We start from the raw sequence: 21,419 nt of genomic DNA, 5'->3' as shown, positions 1-21,419 counted from the left end.
GCTAAAAAATATTTGTTGTAGTTGTAGTTTAAAAGGAATAAAAAAATACCTAAATGAAACCTCACAAACAGTTAGAGGTTCATTTAGGTATAGCCTGCATTATCAGTAACAATCCTAATCACTAGTTATTCTTTTTATATGAATCGTCAGGTAGATTAACTCATCTTCTTCTAATTCTCTTCCAAATTCTTTCTTAATGTACTCTCTAATTTTCAGAGCACAAGCATACTCATCTGTATACTTTTCCTTCAGCATGAAAATAAAACTAGACGTTCCGGCATCATCCAATTTAACCCCACTAAACATTCGTTGAAAGAAAAATTTCAAGTGGGTGATAAATCGTTCATAATTTAAGGAATACTCGTCTAAATCAATTTTGAAGTGATACTTTACAATATTAAGGATATTCTGGATAACCTTTGCCATTTCTGATACTTTGCTTACTTGACCCATATCAAGCTCCGCATTCACAATATGCAAGGCGATAAATCCAGCCTCATCTTCCGGCAAGTCAACACCGAGTCTGTTTTTTACAATCGATAACGCTTCTTTCCCAATTAAGAATTCATGATTATAAAATCTTTTAATCTCCCAAAGAAGAGCATTCTTAATTTCCATGCCATTCTCATAGCGCTCAATTGCATAACTGATATGATCGGTTAATGTTAAGAAGATATTTTCGCTTAATTTTTTTCCAAGCGATACTTTAGCAAAGCTGATGATTTCATTTGCCACTTGAATATGTTCCATCGGAATAGAAGAAAGCATCTGGGTTAATTTATTGACGCTCCACTCTTTTGAACTGAGATACATATTCTCAATCTTCGATTCATCAATAGCATCACCTGCTTTTTTCTTAAAGCCAAGCCCTTTACCCATAATGACAACTTCTTGATTATCATCATTCCTAGACAATACGATATTATTATTAATTACTTTCCATACGTTCATAAGATAGTCCCTATTCTTTTATTTTCTTTCACTACAACAAAAAATAGGTATAGCCCACAATAAAGCGGTAACAATCCTTTAAAATCAGTCTATCATAGGTAATTTCTACTGTCAATTTGATATTTTTTAAAATCTTGAGACAAGCTGCCTTTGTTTATTCCTAAAATAAAACGGAAAAACTATGTAAGCATAAAAATTTATCCAAAGTATTTGTTGCTATATAATGACACTAATACTTTAAAAAGGAGAAAATAATAGATGAATAACAATGAGCTTTTATCTTCTTTTACACTACCTAATGGTGTAACCCTTAAAAATCGAGTCGTTATGGCTCCCATGACTAATTTCTCTTCTAATCAAGATGGAACAGTCACAGCAGAAGAAGTTGATTATTATGCACATCGATCAGCTGGAGTTAGCATGGTTATTACTGCTTGTACAAATGTTACGCGTAATGGTCAAGGATTTCCTGGGGAATTTGCTGCCTATAGTGACGAATTTATTCCTAGCTTAACAAAATTAGCTTCTAGTATTAAAGAACAAGGCGCAAAAGCAGTTCTGCAAATTTTCCACGGTGGACGAATGTGCCCTCCTGACTTAGTAAATGGAGATGTCGTGAGTGCTAGTAATATACCTGCTGAAGGAGAAGGAAATGCTATTCCAAGAGAATTATCAGAAGCTGAAGTCGAAGCTATTATCGATGCTTTCGGAGAAACAACTCGCCGTGCTATTGAAGCTGGTTATGATGGAGTAGAGATTCATGGAGCAAATGGATATCTTATTCAACAATTTTTCTCTCCTCATTCTAACCGCCGTGAAGATCGCTTTGGTGGAAGCCTTGAAAAACGAATGACTTTTCCTTTAGCCATTATTGATAAGGTTAAAAGTATAGTCGAAAAACATGCTGCCTCTCCTTTTATTGTTGGTTATCGTTTTTCTCCTGAGGAGCCTGAAACACCTGGTATTACCATGGACGATACCCTTGCTCTAGTGGATAAACTTGCCGATAAAGGACTGGATTACTTACATGTATCTCTTCAGGATTTCCATTCAACACCAAGAAGAGGAGTAGAGGATATATCCAAAACTCGTATTGCCTATTTACTCGAAACCATCCATAATCGTGTACCGTTAATTGGCGTTGGCTCTATTTATACTGCAGAGGATGCTCAAAAAGCATTACAAACAGGAGTATCTTTGCTGGCATTAGGTAGAGGCCTTATTATCGAACCACATTGGGTACAAAAGCTAGCGGAAGGAAAAGAAGATACAATTGCTACAACACTGAATAAAGAAAAACAAAAAGAACTCGTCATTCCAGATCCACTCTGGAATGCTATTATCAATGCACCCGGCTGGTTCCCTGGTGTATAAAAAAGAATGCAGCTTTATCAAAAGCACCTGCTAAGCAGGTGCTTTTGATGTCTATTTTTTGGAAATCACAGTAAACATTTCAACCATTCTATGAGAAATAAAATTTTAGGGACTTCTCCCCTAAAATGACAGGAATATTTATTCAGTTAAGGTGGGGATATTATTTTCAAATTGATAGATTTTCAAAATGTTTTTTCTCCACAGCCTCCAAATTCCGTCTCTAATCATTCCATAGAAAAATCTTGGATTTTACTAACATTGTTGAAAGATTATAAAGTTACGCAAAATACTTATTACCCACTATCAAAATAATCCCCGGTATACCTACTATTATTCTGCCAAGCATAAAATCAAAATAACTAAAAGCTGCAAATAAGAAGAGTAGAATCCCAATTGTGATGGGGAAATTAAATTTCCATTCCGTGCGATCCTTCCATTTAAGCCTGTAATAAAAACAGAAAAAGCTGCCAACAAGGAAATAAGCTTCGATTATAGTCACTCCTAAGGCCTGAAGCCAACCACCATCCTCTTTTTTTAGCTATTTATATCAAAGATAAACAACTTCTTTTTATCCCTATATGGAATATACTACCACATCATAAATGATAATAATTAGATAAATCTTCAAAAATCCACAGTCCTTTTCTTTATATAAAAACAACTCCCTTTTCAGGGAGCTGCCTAATATATCCATTAAAGAATAATTCTCTTCACTTGTTTTACATAAAAATAGCGAACGATTAAGAAATAAAGAATCTGTATGAAAGCAAAGCTTCCTAATACCAATGCTGCCTCTCTTGTAATATTAAAATCAAACATATTGGATAGGGCAATAAGTGCGACAGAACCATGAATTAAAGCAACTATAATCGGTGAGAAAAATAAAAGAGCTATTTGTCTGGTAACGACTCTTTTCAACTCCGTCTCCATTAATCCAATTTTGGCAATCGATTGGAATTTGCGCTTTTCTTCCTCTAAATCAGTAAATAATCGGAAATAAAGGAAGCTTCCTGCAGAAACGAAGAATACAATCCCAATAAACAAGCCAATAAACAGAATAGGTCCAAACGCTTTATTAATTTGGTATATGGCATAATCGACAGAAAAAGCTTTATAGGATAATTCCTCATCCAATTGTTCCCCAACTGCAAGGACTTTGTCTTCTTGTCCTTCTTTCGCTTGCCATACAACACTTAGCTTGCTTTTTATTGGTTCATCCAGCTGATCATAAATTTTATCATTTACTACATAATAAGCCGTTATTTCTGTTAAAACAGACGCATCTATTACTCGAGAAGGCGTTAATTCTCGGCCGCCTTTTAAAGGAATGGCCGTTTCCAATAGCTTTTTGCTAGGTTTCTGTCCGCCTTCCTTTAAGACAGCATCACTTTGTTCTACAACAATGGCTTCATCTTCCTTTGGATGAATTTTCGTCTCTCCAATTAGCTCGGCAAAACGATTGTAATCAGATGCTCGCGCAATTAACACGTTCTTCTTTTCCCCAGCTAGTTTGTAATAATTCAATTGAGTCTCTTCACTGCTCACATCAAGCTTTTCATTTTCTATTAACGTATTCATTTTACTCTTATCTTTGGCAATTACTTCTTCACTGTCCTCTTCCAATGGAGAATAAGTAAAAGTATAGCGATTTATTTCTTTTATTCCTTTTGTTATATAGGATTGGAAACCATATAGTGTTCCAATGGCGCTAAAAGCCACTGTTGATATAATCGCCACCAAGAAAAAGGTTCTTGCATTATCTTTCATGCGAAAAGATAAATCGGAAAACAAGAGCATATTTGTTTTTTTCCAAAAAATAGACTTATTCCCTTTTATCTTGCGGATAAAATACACACTCAGTTGAGTAAATAAGAGATAGGTTCCGAGTGTTACTAAGAGAACAACTGGAACCAGCGCGTAAACAACCAATATTCCCTCTACAGAAATTGCAATAACATATCCTACAAGTAAGAGCAATCCTGCTAAAATCGATAGAAATAATGAAGCTTTCGGTTCTCCTTTTGACTTTTTATCCCCTTTGATTAAGTCAATCAACTTATTAGTACGAAGAATAAAGGAAACAAAGATAGAAATAAAGAAAAAGAGAATCAGAAAACTAATAAAAGTCACCACAATTGCCAATGTAGGGAAATAAAAATGGAGTGATTCTGTAATAATTAATACATTCTCAGCAATCAAAAGAATTACCTTCGCAAATACTAAGCCTGCGAGAATCCCACTCACTGTGGCAAAAAAGCCGATTAGAATATTTTCTAGAAAAACCAAAAGACGAATCTGCCGGTTAGATGCCCCAAGCATCATTAATAAGCCAAATTCCTTCTTTCTTGATTGTAAGAAAGAGCTCATAGAATATAAAACAAAAAAGAAAGAAAAGATATAAATAATTCCGCCAGCAACACCCATACCAAATAGTGCATTACTATTCATGTCGGGACCAGAAAAGGCTGGATGGAAAGCAAAGATAGCAAAGGTGAAGAATACCATCACTGTAAACATGCTGCTGAGAAAATAAGCGATATACAGCCGTTTATTACGAAGTACGTTATTAAACGCGAACTGACGAAAAGTCATTGCCGTCGCCTCCCATCAACGAAAGCATATCGATTATTTTTTGGAAGAATGCTTGTCTACTATCTCCTCGATGTATTTCAGAATGTAGCTTTCCATCGCGAATAAAGACTACTCTATCAGAATAACTAGCCGCTTGGGGATCATGTGTTACCATTAATAAACTTGTCTGTTTCCTTTCATTAATCGAGACAAGCATATTCATCACATCTTTTGCTGCTTTTGAATCTAGATTTCCTGTGGGCTCATCTGCTAATAATAGCTTTGGTTCATGAATCATTGCTCTGGCAATAGCAACCCGCTGCGCCTGCCCACCTGAGATTTCATATGTGCGTTTATTCAGAATTGCTGTAATCCCCAATTCCTTAGCAATTTCTTCTGCTTTCCTCTTCATTTCCTTAACAGGAGAGCCATCCAATGTTAAGGGTAAAACGATATTTTCTTCCACTGTTAAAGTATGCAATAAATTAAAGTCCTGAAAGATAAAGCCTAATTCATTTCTGCGAAACTTAGCTAGTTCGTTTTTCTTTAGCTTATGAGGCATTTTCCCTTCTATTTCCACAGCACCTGTAGTTGGACCATCATTCGTAGAAATGATATTAAGCAGCGTTGTTTTTCCACTTCCAGACGGCCCCATAATCACCACAAATTCACCTTTGTCAATTTCAAAATTAATATCAGTAAGGGCACGGTAAGCTATCTTTCCTTCGTAAACCTTACTTACGTTTGTAAGTTTAAGCATAATCCTTCTCCTCTCTAACAATTCTAGTAAAAGTATAGCCTGTAAAGGATATGGCATACTATCGATTATGCTTTCAGCAATCTTACATTGATGTAAGGTTTTGTGTATCAGAAAAAATAATCCTTATCGTTGTACCTATTCCGACCTTTGACTCCAATTCCAGACGATGCTCTAATCTCTCTGCCACTTCTTTTACTAAATAAAGCCCCATACCGGTAGATTCTCGATATTTGCGACCATTTTCTCCTGTATAGAATTTATTAAAAATACGCTTCTGATCTACAATTGGTATACCAACACCAAAATCTTGCACCTCCAGAACAGCTTCTCCTGATTGTTCATATAAAGAAATAATGAGATGATTTGCTTTCCCTGCCGAATATTTCACAGCATTATGAACAAGTTGTGTCAGGAGAAAGAATAGCCACTTTTCATCTGTCTCTACAGTAATGCCTTGCTTTTCTTCTTTAAATTGCGGATACACTTCATTGCGAATATAAAAACGCTTATTTTCTTGATTCACCTCATGTATTAACTTAGAAAGAACGACAGGCTTAATTTGAAAATCTTCTGCAATGGTGCGAAGTCTCGCCATATAAAGAACGGTATTCAGTCCGTTTCGCATCCGGTCTGTCTCTTCCCGGATACTCGATGATTCTGGCTCATCAAGCGTTTGTGCTGTCAGCTCAATAATCGAGAGAGGTGTCTTCATTTGATGGACCCAGCGATCCATAAAGAGGAGATGCTCATCTTGCCTGTCCTCTGCTTTTTGAATTTCTTCTTGATATAAACGATACTGTACCATTAGCAACTGATTGAGAGCCTCCGAAATTGGTTTTGCTTCCGTCGTATCTAAAGAACCATCTAATGTTCCGATTGAATGTTCAAGCCTTTGATAAAATTTTCTTCTACTCACATATTGATATAGTAAAAATACTGTTAAAAATACGATTGATAAGAAAATAGCATATAGACAGACTCTAATTCCTCGGTAACCATCCAGCCAAAATATAAACGGAATCAAAAGACATTGGATGAGCTGTATGATAATAAATAAAAAATGCTCGCGAATAAATAGCTTCATGCTTGTTCCTCTTTCCAAGTCGGCCGCAAGCGATATCCCGCTCCCCTTACTGTTTCTACTGCCTCCTCAATCCCTAGCTCTTGAAATTTTTTCCGAACACGCGTGATATTCACATTCAATGTATTCTCGTCGACATATGCTTCATCATCCCAAAGCTTTGCTAATAAATCTTGCCGGCCAGCAACACGTGGGTAGCGATCAAGTAAGCTTTCGATAATGTCTGTTTCTTTTTTCGTTAATTGCGTTACTTTGTCTTTAAATCGTAATTCAAACCGTTCTGGATATAAGCTCAAATCCCCTTCACGAAGCACTCTTTCCTCATGTTTTAAGGAATATTCCCCATATGCTCGGCGGAGCTGGCTTCTAATTTTCGCCATCACAATATCAGGATGAAATGGCTTTGTAATAAAATCATCCCCACCATTTTCAATTGCCATTACTTGATCCATTTCGCCCGTTCTTGCTGAAATGAAAATGACCGGGCAAAGGGATTCTTTGCGAATTTGCCGGCACCAATAGTAACCATCGAAGCTTGGAAGGTTAATGTCTAATAGAACAAGGTCTGGTTTTTCCCTTCTAAATGTCTCCATTATAGTTTCAAAATCAATTGCGGTGATAACTTCATATTGATATTTCTTTATGTAGGCACTGAGATGTTCTGCGATTTTTACATCGTCTTCGATAATCATGATTTTTTGCATTGTTAGTTTCTCCTAGGACTTGATGATTTAGTTTAAGTTTAATTTAAGAGGAGATTCTGTTCAAGATTAGGTTTTGTAGAAGGGAAGGGAGAAAACAAAAAAAGAAGCAAAAGGACTTCTGCCTCCCTGCCTCAAAGCTGATACACTGAAATCCTCCTGCACCATCGACAATCGCTGCTTCATATTGTTTCTGCACCTATGTCCTCCGTTATTCTTTTTAATCTGTCTTCCTCGACAAAGGTTTTCGAGCTTTTTCCTCCGATTTCCTGATTCATTATTTGAACATTCTTTGTGAAATAATCTTGAAGGAACTCTCCCAAGCCTCCTTGATAGTTGTTATCTTCCAATTTCTGGATAGTTGAATCCGTCGCAAGAAAAATTCTAATTTATTTAGCCTCATAAAATGTCTCCCTTCCTTCGATGGTATCATCGCCTTTCCTATCTCTTCATTTTTCTATAATACAATGGAACATACCCAGTCACTTCCTTAAATACCCTGCCAAAATGGGTAACACTTCCAAAGCCAACTTTTTTGGATATTAAGTTTACTTTCATTGAAGAACTCTCCAATAGCTTCTTCGCCTCTTTAATCCGCACACTGTTCAAGTACTCTACAAAGGTAAACCCTGTTGCCTCTTTAAAAAAACGACTTAAGTAGTATGGACTAATATAGAATTTCTCTGCCACTGATTGAAGCGAAAGTTTATTCATATAATGGCTGTTGAGATAACGTACAACCTCCGAGATTCTCTCATGCATCGGGCTCGGCGATTCTAATGGCTGCGTGTTATTCTGTTTAATATGCCGGCAGCAAATAATAAGCATCTGTAGGACCAATGTTTGGATATATATTTCATAGCCTGGTCTTTGCTCTTGAATCTCTTCAATAACCTTTTGCGAAAGACTATCTATGGCAAGTAACTCATTCAGCGGGCACCTAACAATAAGGTAATCATTCTCAAACAAGGGTTGATAAATATCTAGATAAGAAGGACTTATTTGCGCAAGATGTTTTTCATGAATATTAACTATAAACCGCTCATGTTTTGGCTTTTCTGTATTTGTTGTCCGATGGAGGATATTAGGAGAAATAATAACAATATCTCCTTGGTGAATTACTATAGTACGATCCTTAATAAAAAATTCCCGTTTGCCAGAGATTAAATAGTAGATTTCCAATGTACTATGGAAATGATTAGCTGGCATATGATGGCTTAATGCTTTTCGCTGGGACACTATGAATGTTTCCTCCGCATTATGAAATAAAATATCTCTCAGTTTATTCCCCTCCCTTCCCCATTGCTCCTCTTTATTATACGTATCCAAAATTGCAAGATATAAGAAGTTTATAGATTTTCTCGCAAAAATAGTACATAATTCTGTGCTACCCTAGTCTTATATTTAGGAAGGAGGAATATCAGGTTGACATTCTCTGAATCTAGCACTTATGTGAAGGCAAATGAAACTTTAACCCCTATCCAATGGGCGGAGAAGGCTTGCGAAACAATAATGACTAAATTTGAAGCTGAACAACTTCCACCAGAACGATTTCATTATCATCAAGGAGTCTTTTTATCTGGGATGGAGAAATGCTGGAAAGAAACGAAAAAGGATAAGTATTTTACTTATATTAAGAAATGGGTCGACAGCCATGTTCGCGAAGATGGAAGCGTCACCAAATTAAAAACAGATGAACTCGATGATATGCAGCCAGGTGTGCTTCTTTTCAATCTTTATGAACAAACAGGCGATGAACGATACAAAAAAGCACTTTATCATATTGTTCCCTTATTAAAGACCTTAAAGTGCAATCCCTCTGGAGGATTCTGGCATAAAGAACACTATCCAAATCAAATGTGGCTGGACGGTTTGTATATGGGAGGTCCTATTGCCGTCCAATTTGCAAAAGCCTTCGGAGAAACAGAATATGCAGACATGATCACACACCAAGCACTATTACTGGAGAAACATACGAAGGATCCAGATACTGGCTTATTATATCATGGCTGGGATGAAACCAAAGCTGCCGAATGGGCAGATCCCATTACTGGAGCCGCTCCAGAATTTTGGGGCAGAGCAATTGGCTGGGTCCCTGCAGCTCTCTTGGAAATATTGGAATACCTCCCTGAAGACCATAAAGATAAAAAAGCATTAACAAGTATGCTTCAAGACCTGTTAATTGCTTTAACCAAATACCAAGATTCGAACAGCGGTTTATGGTATCAGGTAATTGATAAAGGACATTTATCCGACAACTGGCTGGAAAACTCTTGCTCTTCCCTGTTTGTTCATGCCATCGCTAAAGCAGTCCGTTTAGGCTATCTAGAAGACAAGTATTTGCCATTTGCTCAGAAAGGCTATCAAGGTGTGATTGATACATTAAAATATGATACGAATGGAAATCTAATCATTGGTAATATCTGCATTGGTACAGGAATCGGGGACTATCAACACTATATTGCCCGTCCTACTAGCGAGAACGATTTACATGGCGCAGGTGCTTTTATTCTCATGTGTGTCGAAATGAACCATGCTTTAGGTCAGCAAGCGACAAGATAAAAATGGAGGGGCAATTTTTCCGCTTAAAAAAGCAATCCTTATCGATTGCCCCTTCTATTTAATGATAATTCCCCCCTCCTATTTCTCCCGGAATTTTTTGTCTGTTTTTTCTCTGAATCAATTAAAATCCTCCCTTGGTGGAAGACCAAACATCCGAGGATAATCTCGACTAAATTGCGATTGACTTTCATAGCTACCCTAAACGCGTTTTAGCAATTTCGGACAAATTAGCTATTAATAAGCGCCTCCCTATGCAATTTTTTAATATTGCGACCTTTGCCATGAGGGATACATAATGGCGTCCCAAAGAGAGGATCTTCAGTCACTTCACATTCTAGGTTAAAAACGTCTTTAACCATCTTCGCTGTAATTACTTCTTCCGGTTTTCCCTGTATATAAACAGATCTATCCTTAATTGCAATCAGATTATTGGCATAGCGGCAGGCTAGATTTAAGTCATGAAGAACCATTACAATCGTACGGTTTTCTTTTTCATTTAATTCGAATAATAAGTCCAGAACCTCGATTTGGTGGGTCATATCCAGGTAGGTTGTCGGTTCATCCAGCAAGATAATATTGGTATTTTGTGCAAGGGTCATTGCAACCCAGGCACGTTGTCTTTGTCCTCCAGATAACGAATCAACCAGACGATCGCTCAGTGCAGACATACCAGTCGCCTCAAGAGCGTTATGAACGATTTGTTCATCTTCCTCCGACCATTGTCTGTACCATTTTTGATATGGATAACGGCCTTGTTTTACTAATTGCAAAACCGTTAACCCTTCTGGAGCAACAGGGCCTTGCGGAAGAATTGCTAATTGCTTGGCGATTTCTTTGGTGGAGAGCTCAGAAATTTTTTGTGCTTCAATTAAAATGGATCCAGATTGTGGTTTTAATAAACGAGCTAATGAACGTAACAGTGTTGATTTTCCACAGCCATTACTGCCAATAAACACAGTAATTTCTCCTTTAGGAATCTTCATATATAAATCATCTATAATGACTGTATCTCCATAAGATAATGTCAAGGAATTTGTCTCTAAAAGAACCATTGTTTAACTTCTCCTTCCTATACTTTTCGCTGCTTATATAAAAGAAAAATGAAATAGGGCGCTCCAATAGAAGCAGTAAATATTCCCGCAGGAACTTCAATCGGAAGGAATAGAGTTCGACCGATTGTATCTGCTATGAGGACTAGAATTGCGCCAATTAAAGCAGATAAAGGCAATAGCGCACCAAAAGAAGAACCAACTAATTTTCTAGCTATATGAGGTGCCATCAGTCCAACAAAGCCAATTCCACCTGCAAACGCTACAGCTGTGCCAATTAAAGCTGTACTAATCAGCAATAAAAAAAGGCGCTGCTGCTGTACTTTAGAACCTAAGCCAATTACTATTTCTTCTCCGAAATCTTGAATGTTTAAAGTCCTTACCATAATAAATGATAGTATCAATAATAGAAGAATAATAGGTGCAGCAATCTGAATCTTTTTCCAATCGGCAGTACTGACAGAACCAGTAAGCCAAATATTTGCTTGACTAGCCTGATAAATAGGCCCTAAGATCATGAACAAGTTGGTCAATGCCTTTGTTAACGACCATAAACCAATTCCAACTAGGACGAGACGTACAGGTGAAACACCTTTTTTCCATGCAAGTACATATAGTAGAAACGCTACAAAGGATGCCCCGATAAAAGCTGCTAAAGGCATCCACTTAATGCTTATCGTTAATGAGTGATTCATGTCACTAAATAAAGCCAAAAATAGGACAATAGCTACTGAGGCACCACCTGTAATTCCAATAATATCAGGAGAAGCCAAAGGGTTTCGTACAACAGCTTGTATTATAGCCCCAGCAACTGCCAAACTCATCCCCACTAATATAGCTAAGAGAATTCGCGGCATTCGGAACGACTGGACAATTAAAGTGTCAAAATCCGAACCATGCCCAGATAAAATAGTTATGATCTGCCAAGGAGAAATGTAATCTTCCCCGATACCTGCACTTATGAAAAAAGCTACTAGCAGAATGATAAGGAATATAGATGTAAGGAATAATGCTCTACGATCCATTAAAAAGGAAATCTTGTCATTGGCCGTTCTAAACGATAAATATTTCTTCATGAAGACTTTCCTCCATTTCGTGCTATGTATATAAAGAAAGGGGTGCCAATGATGGCAGTCATTATTCCAACAGGTACTTCTTGGGGCATAAGGATTAATCGAGCACCAATATCGGCCAACAATAACAAGATTCCTCCTGTAATGCCGCAAAAGGGTAGTATCCAGCGGTAGTCATTACCGACCAGCCATTTTACTATATGAGGAACAACTATACCAATAAAGCCAATGGGACCAGCTACTGCAACCGCCGAGCCCGAAAGCAGGATAACCGAGATGCCAATCAGCAATTTGACGGTACCTGTACGCTGGCCAAGCCCTCTTGCTACATCTTCTCCCATGCTATAAACATTCATTTTATTAGAAATTAAAAAAGCTAGCAAAGTTCCGATAATCATATAGGGTAGAACAGAAAATAAAATCTCCAAGCTTCTTCCTTGGACGGAACCAGCCATCCAAAATAAAACTTCTTCTAAGGCAGATTCATTCATAACTAAAAATCCATGAGCAAACGATGAAAACATGGCTGCCATGGCTGCGCCGGCTAGTGTTAATTTTATTGGTGTCAGTCCTTCATTACCTAAAGATCCTAGAAAATAAACAATTAATCCAGCGGCGGCTGCACCTAAAAAGGCAAGCCAAGCAAATGCTTGTAATGAATTAATAGAAAAAAAGAAAAGTCCTATAATGACAAAAAAACTGGCTCCTGAATTAATGCCCAGTATATCCGGAGAAGCCAAGGGATTTTTAGTCAGTGCCTGTAATAAAGCCCCTGTAATCGCTAAACTGCTGCCAACGATAGTTCCAATTAATGCTCTAGGAAGGCGAACTTCTTTAATAATAATATGCTCATTCGAACCATTGAACTGCTGAAAAGCTTGTATGGCTGTCTTAAAGCTCGTATCGGCGTAACCTAGTACAATACTAAAAATGAAAATAGTACATAATAATAGTAAACCAATAATAAGCCCAATGATTCTCCTTCTGTTATTCAATAGTAACATGTAGTTTTCCCTCTCTAATAGTTTCTATTTTTAGTTTAGGAGAAGTCATAGGGACTGTCAATGACTATGAGAATCATTTTCAATTAATGATTGACATATTTTTCATTATAAAATATTATCTAATTGTTATTGAAAATCATTATCAAATAAAAAGGGGAGGCAAATATGCTTACATATTTTCAACAAAAACGATTTACTCCAATGCTGGTATCATTATTGGTAATTATATTTGTTGTGCTGGCAGGATGCGGAAATAACGAAAAAGAAGTATCAGGAAATAAAGAAACCTCCAGCGATACAAACACATCGGATAATAAACCTTATACAATTGAACATGCAATGGGAAAAACGGAAATTAAAGGGACACCAAAGCGTGTTGTCGTATTGACGAATGAAGGAACAGAAGCACTTCTGGCTTTAGGGATTAAACCAGTTGGGGCCGTACAATCATGGCTGGGAAATCCATGGTACGATCACATCAAAAAAGATATGGATGGTGTGGAAGTAGTTGGAGTAGAACACGAAGTAAATTTAGAAAAAATCGCTTCATTAAAACCAGATCTAATTATTGGAACAAAGATACGCCAAGAAGCTATCTATGACAAACTACGTGCTATCGCTCCAACTGTTTTTTCCGAAACTTTAAGAGGTGATTGGAAGGATAACTTTGAATTATATGCAAAAGCACTGAACAAAGAAGAAGAAGGAAAAAAAGTGCTTAGCGCATTTGCAGACCATGTTGCAGAAGTAAAAGCAAAATTAGGGGATAAAGTAAATCAAGAAGTTTCTGTGGTCCGATTTATGGCTGGAACTTCCCGGATATATTATACGGACTCTTTTTCAGGTGTAATTTTGGATGAATTAGGATTCAAACGTGCGGAACAGCAAAAATCGCTTTTCACTGCAGATAATCAGCTTGGTAATCTTGCTATTGAAGTAGGAAAAGAGGCTATCCCGAAAATGGATGCAGATATCCTTTTCTACTTTACCTATGCTCCACAAGATGACCAAAAAGCCTTAGATACGGCAAAAGAATGGACAAGCGACTCCCTATGGAAGAACCTAGATGTCGTCAAAAAAGGAAATGCTTATGAAGTAAGCGATGCAGTATGGAATACAGCAGGCGGTGTTATCGCAGCCAATCAAATGCTAGATGAACTGGAAGAGATCATGATAAATAAATAACTACCCTGAAGAAAGACGCGATAAGTCAACCCCAATAAAGCCCGACAATTATACGGAGATACTAACGAGATATCGTATAATTGATTGGGCTTTATTAATTTAAACGAAAGCTTGTGGTAATCCCCCTCAGCCTTGCTAAACAGATGAAAAATCTAAAAAACGCATCTTCCTTTATTCGATTATTAACGAGAAAATCTATTTTTCTCTGACTCTTCAAATGCCGATATTAGACACTTTCTAAACAGATCTTAAATAAATATTTCTAAAAGGCATTGAAGCAACAGAAGCTTTCCTTAAATAGAAGGGAAAGCTTTTCATATTTTTAACAGGACAGCTTGCAAATATATGTAAGTTAATATATACAAAAGAGAATAGATGTTCCATTAAGTTATTCAACATGATATAATTCAACTTCTAATATTAGGAAATTCAGGATAATAAAGCTAAGGGAAAAATGACAAAAAAGATTGTAACAATAATTATATGGGGGAAACAGATTGTGAATGAATTTTATAAAGCATTATCCTTTGTAAAAGAAAATTTTTATGAACCAAATCATTTTATTATAAAATCTATCCAAGAAGAAGCTCAAAATTCTGAGTATGGGGCAGGAAGATTTCAGTTGAATGCAAAATCTGTTAGATTTAGAGTGGCAAAGACTACCCCCAATAAGATAGGTCAGTTTGTTGCCTTCTGGGAAAAAGATGATGCTAATAAAAACCAAGCCTTTTCATGTGACAAAGCAACCGATTTATTGGTAATCAATACATTTTCTAGTAGAAATAGATTAGGACAATTTGTGTTTCCAAAGGAAGTACTCCTGAAACATAATATTCTTAAAACAGCTACTACTAAAGGAAAAATGGCCATGAGAGTTTACCCTCTATGGGATAAACCCACTAATAAACAAGCTATTAAGACGCAAAAGTGGCAATTAGAGTATTTTTTCGAAATTAATAATCCCAATATTCCCCACTCGGATTTGCTGAAATTATATTGCTAAAGGGTAGTATTTTAGGATAAAAAAGGACAAAACTATATTAGAATGCAGACTAACATATAATCCAAACCAATTACCTATATTATTTTTGAATAAATGACCATAGTACTAGGAATAGTGATTACCATGATACAAAAAAGGATAATCAGCACCTGCGTTGCATCTAATGTCAAGAATCCTAAAGAGCCTGTTGCTAGAAATAAAACTAATAACGATAAAAAAAGTACAAAGTAGTTTATTGTCATTGCCTTCCCCACTATTTCTTTTGCTCGCTCATCTTTAGGGAAGATATGTGGTGATAAATAAGCTAGAAGCAATTGATTGATACCGAGTGCTAGAATCATTATTGCATTAGGAAATTCGCCTGCTATAATATCCTGATAGTTCAGATAGCCCCCCATTGAGACTCCTATTAACCCGGAGAAAATGTAGATGATTTGATTTTCTTTAGCACTTTTTTTACTTGCCATTCTTAATCCTCCTCATAGATAAAAATATCCTCAATGCTGCAATTGAAAACTCGTGAAACCTTGAATGCCAAATTAATCGAGGGATTGTAACGACCTTTTTCTAATGAAATAATCGTTTGTCTTGATACATCTAATAATTCAGCTAATTCATCTTGCGTATAATTGTACTTAGTACGCAAGATTTTAATATTATTTTTCATATAATCACCGCCATATGTAAAGTAAACTTTACGTAAAGTTTACTTTACATAAAATTTGATGATACGTCAAGTCCGCTTTACTTTTTTAATAGGCCTTTTCTTTCGATACTCGATAATTGAAGGATAATTATCTTACTATTAAAACAAGACATTCTTTTTTATATTATAAAGTAGTAGAATATGAGTAATATTACTTCAACTATCGAGTGTTTTAAGTGAACAAAAAATAAAAAAACGCCTCTACCTTGAGACGTTTTACTATTTACATTTTTCTCCATATTAACAAGCGTCTATTTAACTTGACTCAACTTCTATTACTTAACACTTAACTGTAATGCTTTCAGATTTTCGCGCATTGCATCTAGATAACCTAAGTCCTTTTCTTTCAGTTCCTTAGATAAAACCTCTAAATCATACAAAACAACTGTCTTTGTCCCTGTTTCATTAGCAACTGTTTTTGCAATTGCCGAGTTTGCTCCATGTTGATAATAGATTACTGGAACATTATGTTCCTTAACAAGCGTTCCGATCTCTGCCATACGAGAGGGGCTTGGTTCTACTTCTGTAGATAAGCCGCCAATGGCAATTTGTTCTAGATGATAGCGCTTTGCAAGGTATCCGAATGCCTGGTGCTGTACGACAAAAGCACGGTTCTTGGCATCTTTTAAAGTAGTTTCATATTCTTTATCCAATGCTTGAAGTTCTTTAATGAAAGCTTCTGAATTTTTTTCATAGATGACTTTTCCATCTGGATCAGCCTTAATCAATGCATCACGAATAATCTTCACTTGCTCTTGGGCTAACACTGGATCTAACCAAATATGTGGATCGTGATTGTTATGATCATTAATAAAAACAGTTACAGGCTCGGATTCGGCAAATGTATGATGCTCCTCGTCAAATAGTGCGGCTTTCACTTCAAAGCTTTCCCCAGTCGTTTTGTATTCAAAATGGTCACTTCCTTGACTAGATACAACTTCCCAGTCTTCCTCTTCACTGCTTCGTGTATACCAATGCCAGTGATCGTAATCTGTCTTTTCTTTAAGCTCGGCAACAAGTGATACAACATCCCCTGTATGATAATGATCCGCTAATCCAACAATTTCAATCTTTTGAGCATTTGCATCACCTTTATGATCGTGATCTTTGTCAGCTTCATGACCATGGTCATGGCCTTCTTCTCCATCAGCATGCTCATGACTAGCTTCCTCCCCATGATCGTGGCCATGATTATTAACAACTATTTCTACCGGAGCTGACACGGCAAATTCATTATGATTATCATCATATAATACTGCTCGAACCTCGAAGCTTTCGTCTGCTGCTTCATATTTAAACTTAGGGCCGCCTTGATTCGGAACAGTTACCCATTCCTTGTCCGCACTTTCTCTTGTATACCAATGCCAGTGATCATAATCTACTTTTTCCGCTAACTTTGCCGTTAATTCAATCATGTCACCAGTGTGATAGTGGTCCGCTTTCCCTTGAATCGTTATTTTTTCATCACTTTCATGTTTTGCTTCTCCATCGGTATCTCCATGGCCGTGTTCATGACGATGACCTGATTCATTCGTCCCCTCTACATCTATTCCATCCGCCGTGCGTGCTATTACAAGATTATCGTTATCTATCGATTTTAATAAGCTGTTTACCCAGTACTCCATTTCTTCGCTACTATAAACGAAAACATCTGCTTTATTAACCTTTGCTACGTCTTTAGCACTTGGTTCATAGTGATGGGCATCTTGCCCATCTGAGACCATTAACGACACATTTGCCCGATTTCCTGCCACTTGCTGAGTAAATTCATACATTGGGTAAAAGGATGTCACAACTGAAATTTTATCATCCGAACTACTTTCTCCCTTTTGACACCCTAAAAGAACTACACTCATTATTACACCTAGAAAAATAGCTAGTAACCAATTCCTTTTCATCTTATTCTTCCTTTCATTTGCCTAAACAAAGCGTAATGATTACGATTTAAAAACTAGTATTTTCTCATTCTATTTAAATCAAATAAACATCGTTACTTTTAATAAATATTAATGTGCTAACATGTCCCGGACTAACCCATCAGCATCTAATTCAGATGGATAATACGTTGGCCAATTCGTCACTTCTTCTAACAGTTTCTCTCGGTCGTCTCCCCAATATAGATGGTAATGGGCGGAATCAACTGGAAAAATATTATGGTCACTAAATTGGATATATCGAGGCATCTCCTTGGATCCATCTACTAATTTAAAAATAAAGCGTACACCTCTATTTCCTTTTTCATAGGTGAGTATTTCATAACCATCTGATTTATACTCTCCTGAATATTCTTTATCCTTTTCGAAAAAGGTCACAACATTATCCTTAATGGTAATGCGATCTACATCTGTTTTATAGCCTACTGTATAGTACTCCTTATATTCTTCTTTTGTCATATCGCCATTTTCCGCTTTATGTGCAAACACTTCATCTAAATCTCCAGAAAGAAGATACGGATAAACAGACTGCCAATCTCCCTCCCAATCAGATAGTTCGCGATCCTTTACTTGGTTATCATCAAAATACCCTTGATATATTTTTTTACTTGCTTCATCATGTCCATGATGATCATCAATGACAATTTGAGCTGGCACTGATTGGGCAACTGCCTTATCATCACTATCGAATAAGCCTGCTTTTATTTCTAAACCATTAACTGCTGCTTCACCTGTAAATGTTGCTGTTTCTTGACCAGAAACAACTTTCCATTCGTCATTGGTACTTTCTCGACTATACCAATGCCAAGAATCAGCATCTGTTTCTTTATCTAATACCGCTGTTAACTCAATCTTATCTCCAGTATGATAGTGATCAGCAATTCCTTCCACTTTTATACTTTCCGGAGCTTCATGCACAAGCTGTACTGCATCTTTTTCCTCTTTATTCGCTTTCTCTTCTTTAGTTCCTTGACACGCGGCTAAGAACACACTTAATAATAATAAGCACGAAACGCTAAATAGCAGTTTTTTCATTTTTCCCCTCTTCTCTATGTATTTTTATAAATCGTAACCATTACGTTTTATAACCTACCATTTACACCACTTTTATGTCAAGGGTTTTTGGGTATTTATCTATTTAATTAGAGGGACAAGGGGACAAACCCCTTGTCCCTCCTACAGTAAAAAAGAAGCAAAAGAAATATCCCCTGCTTCCCTACTTAATCCGATCTGTTCCCTTCAATTCCCCAACAGTAGCTGCACCAATTCCGAACATTGTCATCTGTAATTCCAGTTCTCGCGTCTCAAACAATTCGATTAGATCTTCAGGTGATTCAGTAGCTTCTTTTAAAATGGAACGAGCAAAACCAACCATATCTGATCCTAGTGCGATTGCCTTAGCGGCATCCATTCCATTTTTGATTCCCCCGCTGGCGATAATCGGTTGATTAATTGCTTCTTTAACGGAAACAATACATTCAGCCGTTGGGATTCCCCAGCTGCTGAATGCTTCGGCTGCTATTTTCTTGATTTTCTCTTTGGAGCGTAGTTTTTCTACTTGACTCCACGATGTACCGCCTGCACCTGCGACATCAATAAAGGAGATGCCAACATCAGTCAGTTTTTTCGCGGTGGTGCCATCGATTCCAAAACCAACTTCTTTTGCGCCAACAGGAATATCTAGCTGTGTGCATACTTGCTCGATTTTTCCAAGCAGATCTTTAAAATTGCGATCACCTTCTTGCTGCACAATTTCTTGGATACTATTCAAATGGAGCACAAGCATATCTGCATCTGTCATCTCGATAATTTGTTTGCACTGGTCGATTCCAAAACCATAATTAAACTGCACCGCTCCTAAATTGGCGATGATGGGTATCGATGGTGCATATTTTCGGATTTGAAAGGATTCCCGATATTTTTCATTTTCAATCAGTGCTCTTGTGGAACCTAATGCAAAGGCCCATCCTCGTTCTTCTGCCGCAATTGCGAGGTTTCGGTTAATCGTCTCCGCCATCGCAGCCCCGCCAGTCATTGAACTGACTAAAAAAGGAGTCTTCAGCTTTTTACCTAGAAACTCTGTGTTTAATGTAATGTCATCAAAGTTAATTTCCGGCAAGGCATTATGTAAAAAGCGATACGTTTCAAGGCCAGTCGTAATATTATCTCCTGTGACTTTTTCATTTAAAACCAACTCAATATGCTGGGCTTTTCTTTTGTCAATTGAATCAGTCATTCTCTAAACTCCAGTCTCATTATATTTGGCTGCAGGGAGGATATCTAAAGGTACGACACCAGCCTCCTGCCATTCTTTATGTAATTGTTCCAGCTTGTTCATGCTTGTAAAAGCAATTCCACAATCGCCGCCGCCAGCACCAGATGATTTTCCAGCTCCAAAACGATCAGCAATCTGAATTAGCTTTTCTAATTCCGTCGTTTCAATTGCCCCGCCAGTTTCTCGACTTAGCTCTAATAAAGCAGAACGGTTAGCGGATAAACTCGCCATCACCATCGTTATATCGTTTTGTTTAAAGCCTTCCACCATCGCGGAAACAGCATCGCGACTTTTCTGAAGGAATCCTTGATAGATATGGGAATCTTGCTGCTTTAATGGTTCAATCTTTTTTATTAAAGAAGCCGTTTTCGCAGCACTGCCTGTCCAGCCGACAGCAAGCACTAATTCTTCGGGCGCCTCTAGTTTTTCTATCTGGAGATAGGGCCAATTCTCTTCCACCAATTCAGAAACAGGACCTTGGTCTGCGAGCTTTCCTTTTAACCAGCTTGCTTTAAATGCTGCATAGTGAAGCCAGCCGCCATATGTCGATGCTGCTACATCTGCACAGGATCCACTGCCTTGTGTCTGATAATGAGCGATTGCAGCGAGCTTATAAATATGTTTTTTCGTAACAATTAGTTGATCTTGATACAGTGCTAAAATGGAGGATACGACCGCAACTACTACTGCTGCACTAGATCCTAGGCCATATTTCCGACCTGTGGAAACATCATCTAATTCGCTAGTAACACTAAGTGAAAAAGGCTTCGTATGAACAGACTTTTCTCGTAAATACTGATGAACCACAGCCAATGTGTTTTCGATAAATTCCAATTTTGCATTAGTATCTTCCAAAACAACTTGGCCATGCTCGAATCGACAAGCAACATGGGGAAGACCTATTTGCGGCAAGGACAGCATCTGTTTTTCACTAAATGTCACTTTCGCTGTAATAAATCGGTCAACTGCTACAACGATTGCTGGATAGCCTGGTTCTAGCACTGCATATTCCCCAGCAATAAACAGCTTGCCCGGAACTTTTATTTCATGCATCTGGACTCACTCCTTTTAAAAGTCCTCATTTATACCACGCTGAACTGGACGTAACTCCAAGAGCTGGTATGGATAAATTGTCCGTAAAGACTCGATAAATGCCACTTTCCTCCGTGAAGGAGATAAGTTTTCTTTAA

The 21,419-nt window shown here is 37.3% G+C and carries 19 protein-coding genes; 4 read left to right on the top strand and 15 right to left on the bottom strand.

The window, feature by feature from the left end; all coding sequences use genetic code 11:
* Window positions 1-114 precede the first annotated feature (114 nt).
* A complete protein-coding gene (gene licT / locus MHH96_RS10315) occupies window positions 115-951 on the bottom strand; it encodes a BglG family transcription antiterminator LicT (RefSeq protein WP_047943265.1) in 837 nt (278 codons plus the stop codon).
* 258 nt (window positions 952-1,209) lie between these two features.
* Here licT and MHH96_RS10310 point away from each other — a divergent pair, with 258 nt between their 5' ends.
* On the top strand, window positions 1,210-2,325 hold the full coding sequence (locus tag MHH96_RS10310; RefSeq protein WP_047943266.1) for an NADH-dependent flavin oxidoreductase: 1,116 nt from the start codon (window positions 1,210-1,212) through the stop codon (window positions 2,323-2,325).
* A 693-nt stretch (window positions 2,326-3,018) separates the two neighbouring features.
* Here the strand turns inward: MHH96_RS10310 and MHH96_RS10305 are convergent.
* From MHH96_RS10305 to MHH96_RS10285, 5 genes are all read right to left on the bottom strand, one after another.
* On the bottom strand, window positions 3,019-4,917 hold the full coding sequence (locus MHH96_RS10305) for an ABC transporter permease (RefSeq protein ID WP_144546630.1): 1,899 nt from the start codon (window positions 4,915-4,917) through the stop codon (window positions 3,019-3,021).
* Window positions 4,892-5,656: an ABC transporter ATP-binding protein gene (locus MHH96_RS10300; protein WP_328282717.1), complete on the bottom strand. Its 765-nt coding sequence runs from the start codon at window positions 5,654-5,656 to the stop codon at window positions 4,892-4,894. Before MHH96_RS10300 ends, MHH96_RS10305 begins: the two co-directional genes overlap by 26 nt.
* Window positions 5,657-5,738: 82 nt before the next feature.
* Complete coding sequence (locus tag MHH96_RS10295) at window positions 5,739-6,740, bottom strand: sensor histidine kinase (protein ID WP_341117238.1); 1,002 nt, start codon at window positions 6,738-6,740, stop codon at window positions 5,739-5,741.
* Window positions 6,737-7,441 carry a response regulator transcription factor gene (locus MHH96_RS10290; protein ID WP_095259454.1) on the bottom strand — a complete coding sequence of 235 codons (705 nt, stop codon included), beginning with the start codon at window positions 7,439-7,441 and terminating at the stop codon, window positions 6,737-6,739. Before MHH96_RS10290 ends, MHH96_RS10295 begins: the two co-directional genes overlap by 4 nt.
* A gap of 438 nt (window positions 7,442-7,879) precedes the next feature.
* Window positions 7,880-8,677 (bottom strand): helix-turn-helix transcriptional regulator, encoded by a 798-nt coding sequence (locus tag MHH96_RS10285; RefSeq protein WP_309325770.1) that lies wholly within the window; start codon window positions 8,675-8,677, stop codon window positions 7,880-7,882.
* Window positions 8,678-8,863: 186 nt separating this feature from the next.
* Between MHH96_RS10285 and MHH96_RS10280 the strand changes: the two genes are divergently transcribed.
* Window positions 8,864-10,000, top strand: coding sequence for a glycoside hydrolase family 88/105 protein (locus MHH96_RS10280; protein ID WP_321198354.1), 1,137 nt, complete (start codon window positions 8,864-8,866; stop codon window positions 9,998-10,000).
* Window positions 10,001-10,227: 227 nt separating this feature from the next.
* Here MHH96_RS10280 and MHH96_RS10270 read toward each other — a convergent pair whose 3' ends face one another.
* The 3 genes from MHH96_RS10270 to MHH96_RS10260 are packed head-to-tail and all read right to left on the bottom strand — an operon-like array spanning window position 10,228 to window position 13,126.
* Window positions 10,228-11,052, bottom strand: a complete 825-nt coding sequence (locus MHH96_RS10270) for an ABC transporter ATP-binding protein (RefSeq protein WP_095320991.1) — start codon at window positions 11,050-11,052, stop codon at window positions 10,228-10,230.
* A gap of 17 nt (window positions 11,053-11,069) precedes the next feature.
* Entirely contained in the window at window positions 11,070-12,125 is a 1,056-nt protein-coding gene (locus MHH96_RS10265; RefSeq protein ID WP_341117237.1) for a FecCD family ABC transporter permease, read from the bottom strand.
* The gene (locus MHH96_RS10260) at window positions 12,122-13,126 is read right to left on the bottom strand and encodes a FecCD family ABC transporter permease (protein ID WP_144546626.1); all 1,005 of its coding nucleotides are present in this window, start codon (window positions 13,124-13,126) and stop codon (window positions 12,122-12,124) included. The genes MHH96_RS10265 and MHH96_RS10260 overlap by 4 nt, the downstream gene beginning before the upstream one ends.
* Before the next feature lie 165 nt (window positions 13,127-13,291).
* On the opposite strand from MHH96_RS10260, the gene MHH96_RS10255 reads away from it, so the two are divergent.
* On the top strand, window positions 13,292-14,311 hold the full coding sequence (locus MHH96_RS10255) for an ABC transporter substrate-binding protein (protein WP_341117236.1): 1,020 nt from the start codon (window positions 13,292-13,294) through the stop codon (window positions 14,309-14,311).
* Between the two features lie 499 nt (window positions 14,312-14,810).
* Window positions 14,811-15,314 (top strand): MepB family protein, encoded by a 504-nt coding sequence (locus MHH96_RS10250; protein ID WP_047943277.1) that lies wholly within the window; start codon window positions 14,811-14,813, stop codon window positions 15,312-15,314.
* Window positions 15,315-15,388: 74 nt separating this feature from the next.
* On the opposite strand, the gene MHH96_RS10245 is transcribed toward MHH96_RS10250, so the two are convergent.
* The 6 genes from MHH96_RS10245 to MHH96_RS10220 all read right to left on the bottom strand — a co-directional run bounded on the left by MHH96_RS10245 (window position 15,389) and on the right by MHH96_RS10220 (window position 21,282).
* Window positions 15,389-15,781, bottom strand: a complete 393-nt coding sequence (locus MHH96_RS10245; protein WP_061799963.1) for a hypothetical protein — start codon at window positions 15,779-15,781, stop codon at window positions 15,389-15,391.
* 2 nt (window positions 15,782-15,783) lie between these two features.
* Complete coding sequence (locus MHH96_RS10240; RefSeq protein WP_061799961.1) at window positions 15,784-15,981, bottom strand: helix-turn-helix transcriptional regulator; 198 nt, start codon at window positions 15,979-15,981, stop codon at window positions 15,784-15,786.
* Between the two features lie 314 nt (window positions 15,982-16,295).
* Window positions 16,296-17,918 carry a metal ABC transporter solute-binding protein, Zn/Mn family gene (locus MHH96_RS10235; RefSeq protein WP_341117234.1) on the bottom strand — a complete coding sequence of 541 codons (1,623 nt, stop codon included), beginning with the start codon at window positions 17,916-17,918 and terminating at the stop codon, window positions 16,296-16,298.
* A gap of 108 nt (window positions 17,919-18,026) precedes the next feature.
* The gene (locus MHH96_RS10230; protein WP_144546621.1) at window positions 18,027-18,989 is read right to left on the bottom strand and encodes a ZinT family metal-binding protein; all 963 of its coding nucleotides are present in this window, start codon (window positions 18,987-18,989) and stop codon (window positions 18,027-18,029) included.
* A gap of 181 nt (window positions 18,990-19,170) precedes the next feature.
* Window positions 19,171-20,190, bottom strand: coding sequence for a type 2 isopentenyl-diphosphate Delta-isomerase (gene fni / locus MHH96_RS10225; protein ID WP_144546619.1), 1,020 nt, complete (start codon window positions 20,188-20,190; stop codon window positions 19,171-19,173).
* A 3-nt stretch (window positions 20,191-20,193) separates the two neighbouring features.
* Window positions 20,194-21,282: a phosphomevalonate kinase gene (locus tag MHH96_RS10220; RefSeq protein ID WP_171509368.1), complete on the bottom strand. Its 1,089-nt coding sequence runs from the start codon at window positions 21,280-21,282 to the stop codon at window positions 20,194-20,196.
* Between the last annotated feature and the right edge of the window lie 137 nt (window positions 21,283-21,419).

This window comes from Niallia sp. FSL K6-0212 (assembly GCF_038007605.1).
In the GTDB taxonomy this organism is placed as follows: Bacteria; Bacillota; Bacilli; order Bacillales; family Cytobacillaceae; genus Niallia; species Niallia circulans.
Note: the sequence above shows the minus strand (reverse complement) of the source record. Positions and strands in the feature narration are given on the sequence as shown.

Excerpts from the sequence above, each read along its gene's own strand:
- MHH96_RS10230 (WP_144546621.1), bottom strand. The coding sequence starts at position 18,989 with ATGAAAAAACTGCTATTTAGCGTTTCGTGCTTATTATTATTAAGTGTG.
- licT (WP_047943265.1), bottom strand. The coding sequence starts at position 951 with ATGAACGTATGGAAAGTAATTAATAATAATATCGTATTGTCTAGGAAT.
- MHH96_RS10245 (WP_061799963.1), bottom strand. The coding sequence starts at position 15,781 with ATGGCAAGTAAAAAAAGTGCTAAAGAAAATCAAATCATCTACATTTTC.
- MHH96_RS10270 (WP_095320991.1), bottom strand. The coding sequence starts at position 11,052 with ATGGTTCTTTTAGAGACAAATTCCTTGACATTATCTTATGGAGATACA.
- MHH96_RS10240 (WP_061799961.1), bottom strand. The coding sequence starts at position 15,981 with ATGAAAAATAATATTAAAATCTTGCGTACTAAGTACAATTATACGCAA.
- MHH96_RS10295 (WP_341117238.1), bottom strand. The coding sequence starts at position 6,740 with ATGAAGCTATTTATTCGCGAGCATTTTTTATTTATTATCATACAGCTC.
- MHH96_RS10255 (WP_341117236.1), top strand. The coding sequence starts at position 13,292 with ATGCTTACATATTTTCAACAAAAACGATTTACTCCAATGCTGGTATCA.
- MHH96_RS10265 (WP_341117237.1), bottom strand. The coding sequence starts at position 12,125 with ATGAAGAAATATTTATCGTTTAGAACGGCCAATGACAAGATTTCCTTT.
- MHH96_RS10260 (WP_144546626.1), bottom strand. The coding sequence starts at position 13,126 with ATGTTACTATTGAATAACAGAAGGAGAATCATTGGGCTTATTATTGGT.
- MHH96_RS10310 (WP_047943266.1), top strand. The coding sequence starts at position 1,210 with ATGAATAACAATGAGCTTTTATCTTCTTTTACACTACCTAATGGTGTA.
- MHH96_RS10290 (WP_095259454.1), bottom strand. The coding sequence starts at position 7,441 with ATGCAAAAAATCATGATTATCGAAGACGATGTAAAAATCGCAGAACAT.
- MHH96_RS10300 (WP_328282717.1), bottom strand. The coding sequence starts at position 5,656 with ATGCTTAAACTTACAAACGTAAGTAAGGTTTACGAAGGAAAGATAGCT.
- MHH96_RS10305 (WP_144546630.1), bottom strand. The coding sequence starts at position 4,917 with ATGACTTTTCGTCAGTTCGCGTTTAATAACGTACTTCGTAATAAACGG.
- MHH96_RS10220 (WP_171509368.1), bottom strand. The coding sequence starts at position 21,282 with ATGCATGAAATAAAAGTTCCGGGCAAGCTGTTTATTGCTGGGGAATAT.
- fni (WP_144546619.1), bottom strand. The coding sequence starts at position 20,190 with ATGACTGATTCAATTGACAAAAGAAAAGCCCAGCATATTGAGTTGGTT.
- MHH96_RS10235 (WP_341117234.1), bottom strand. The coding sequence starts at position 17,918 with ATGAAAAGGAATTGGTTACTAGCTATTTTTCTAGGTGTAATAATGAGT.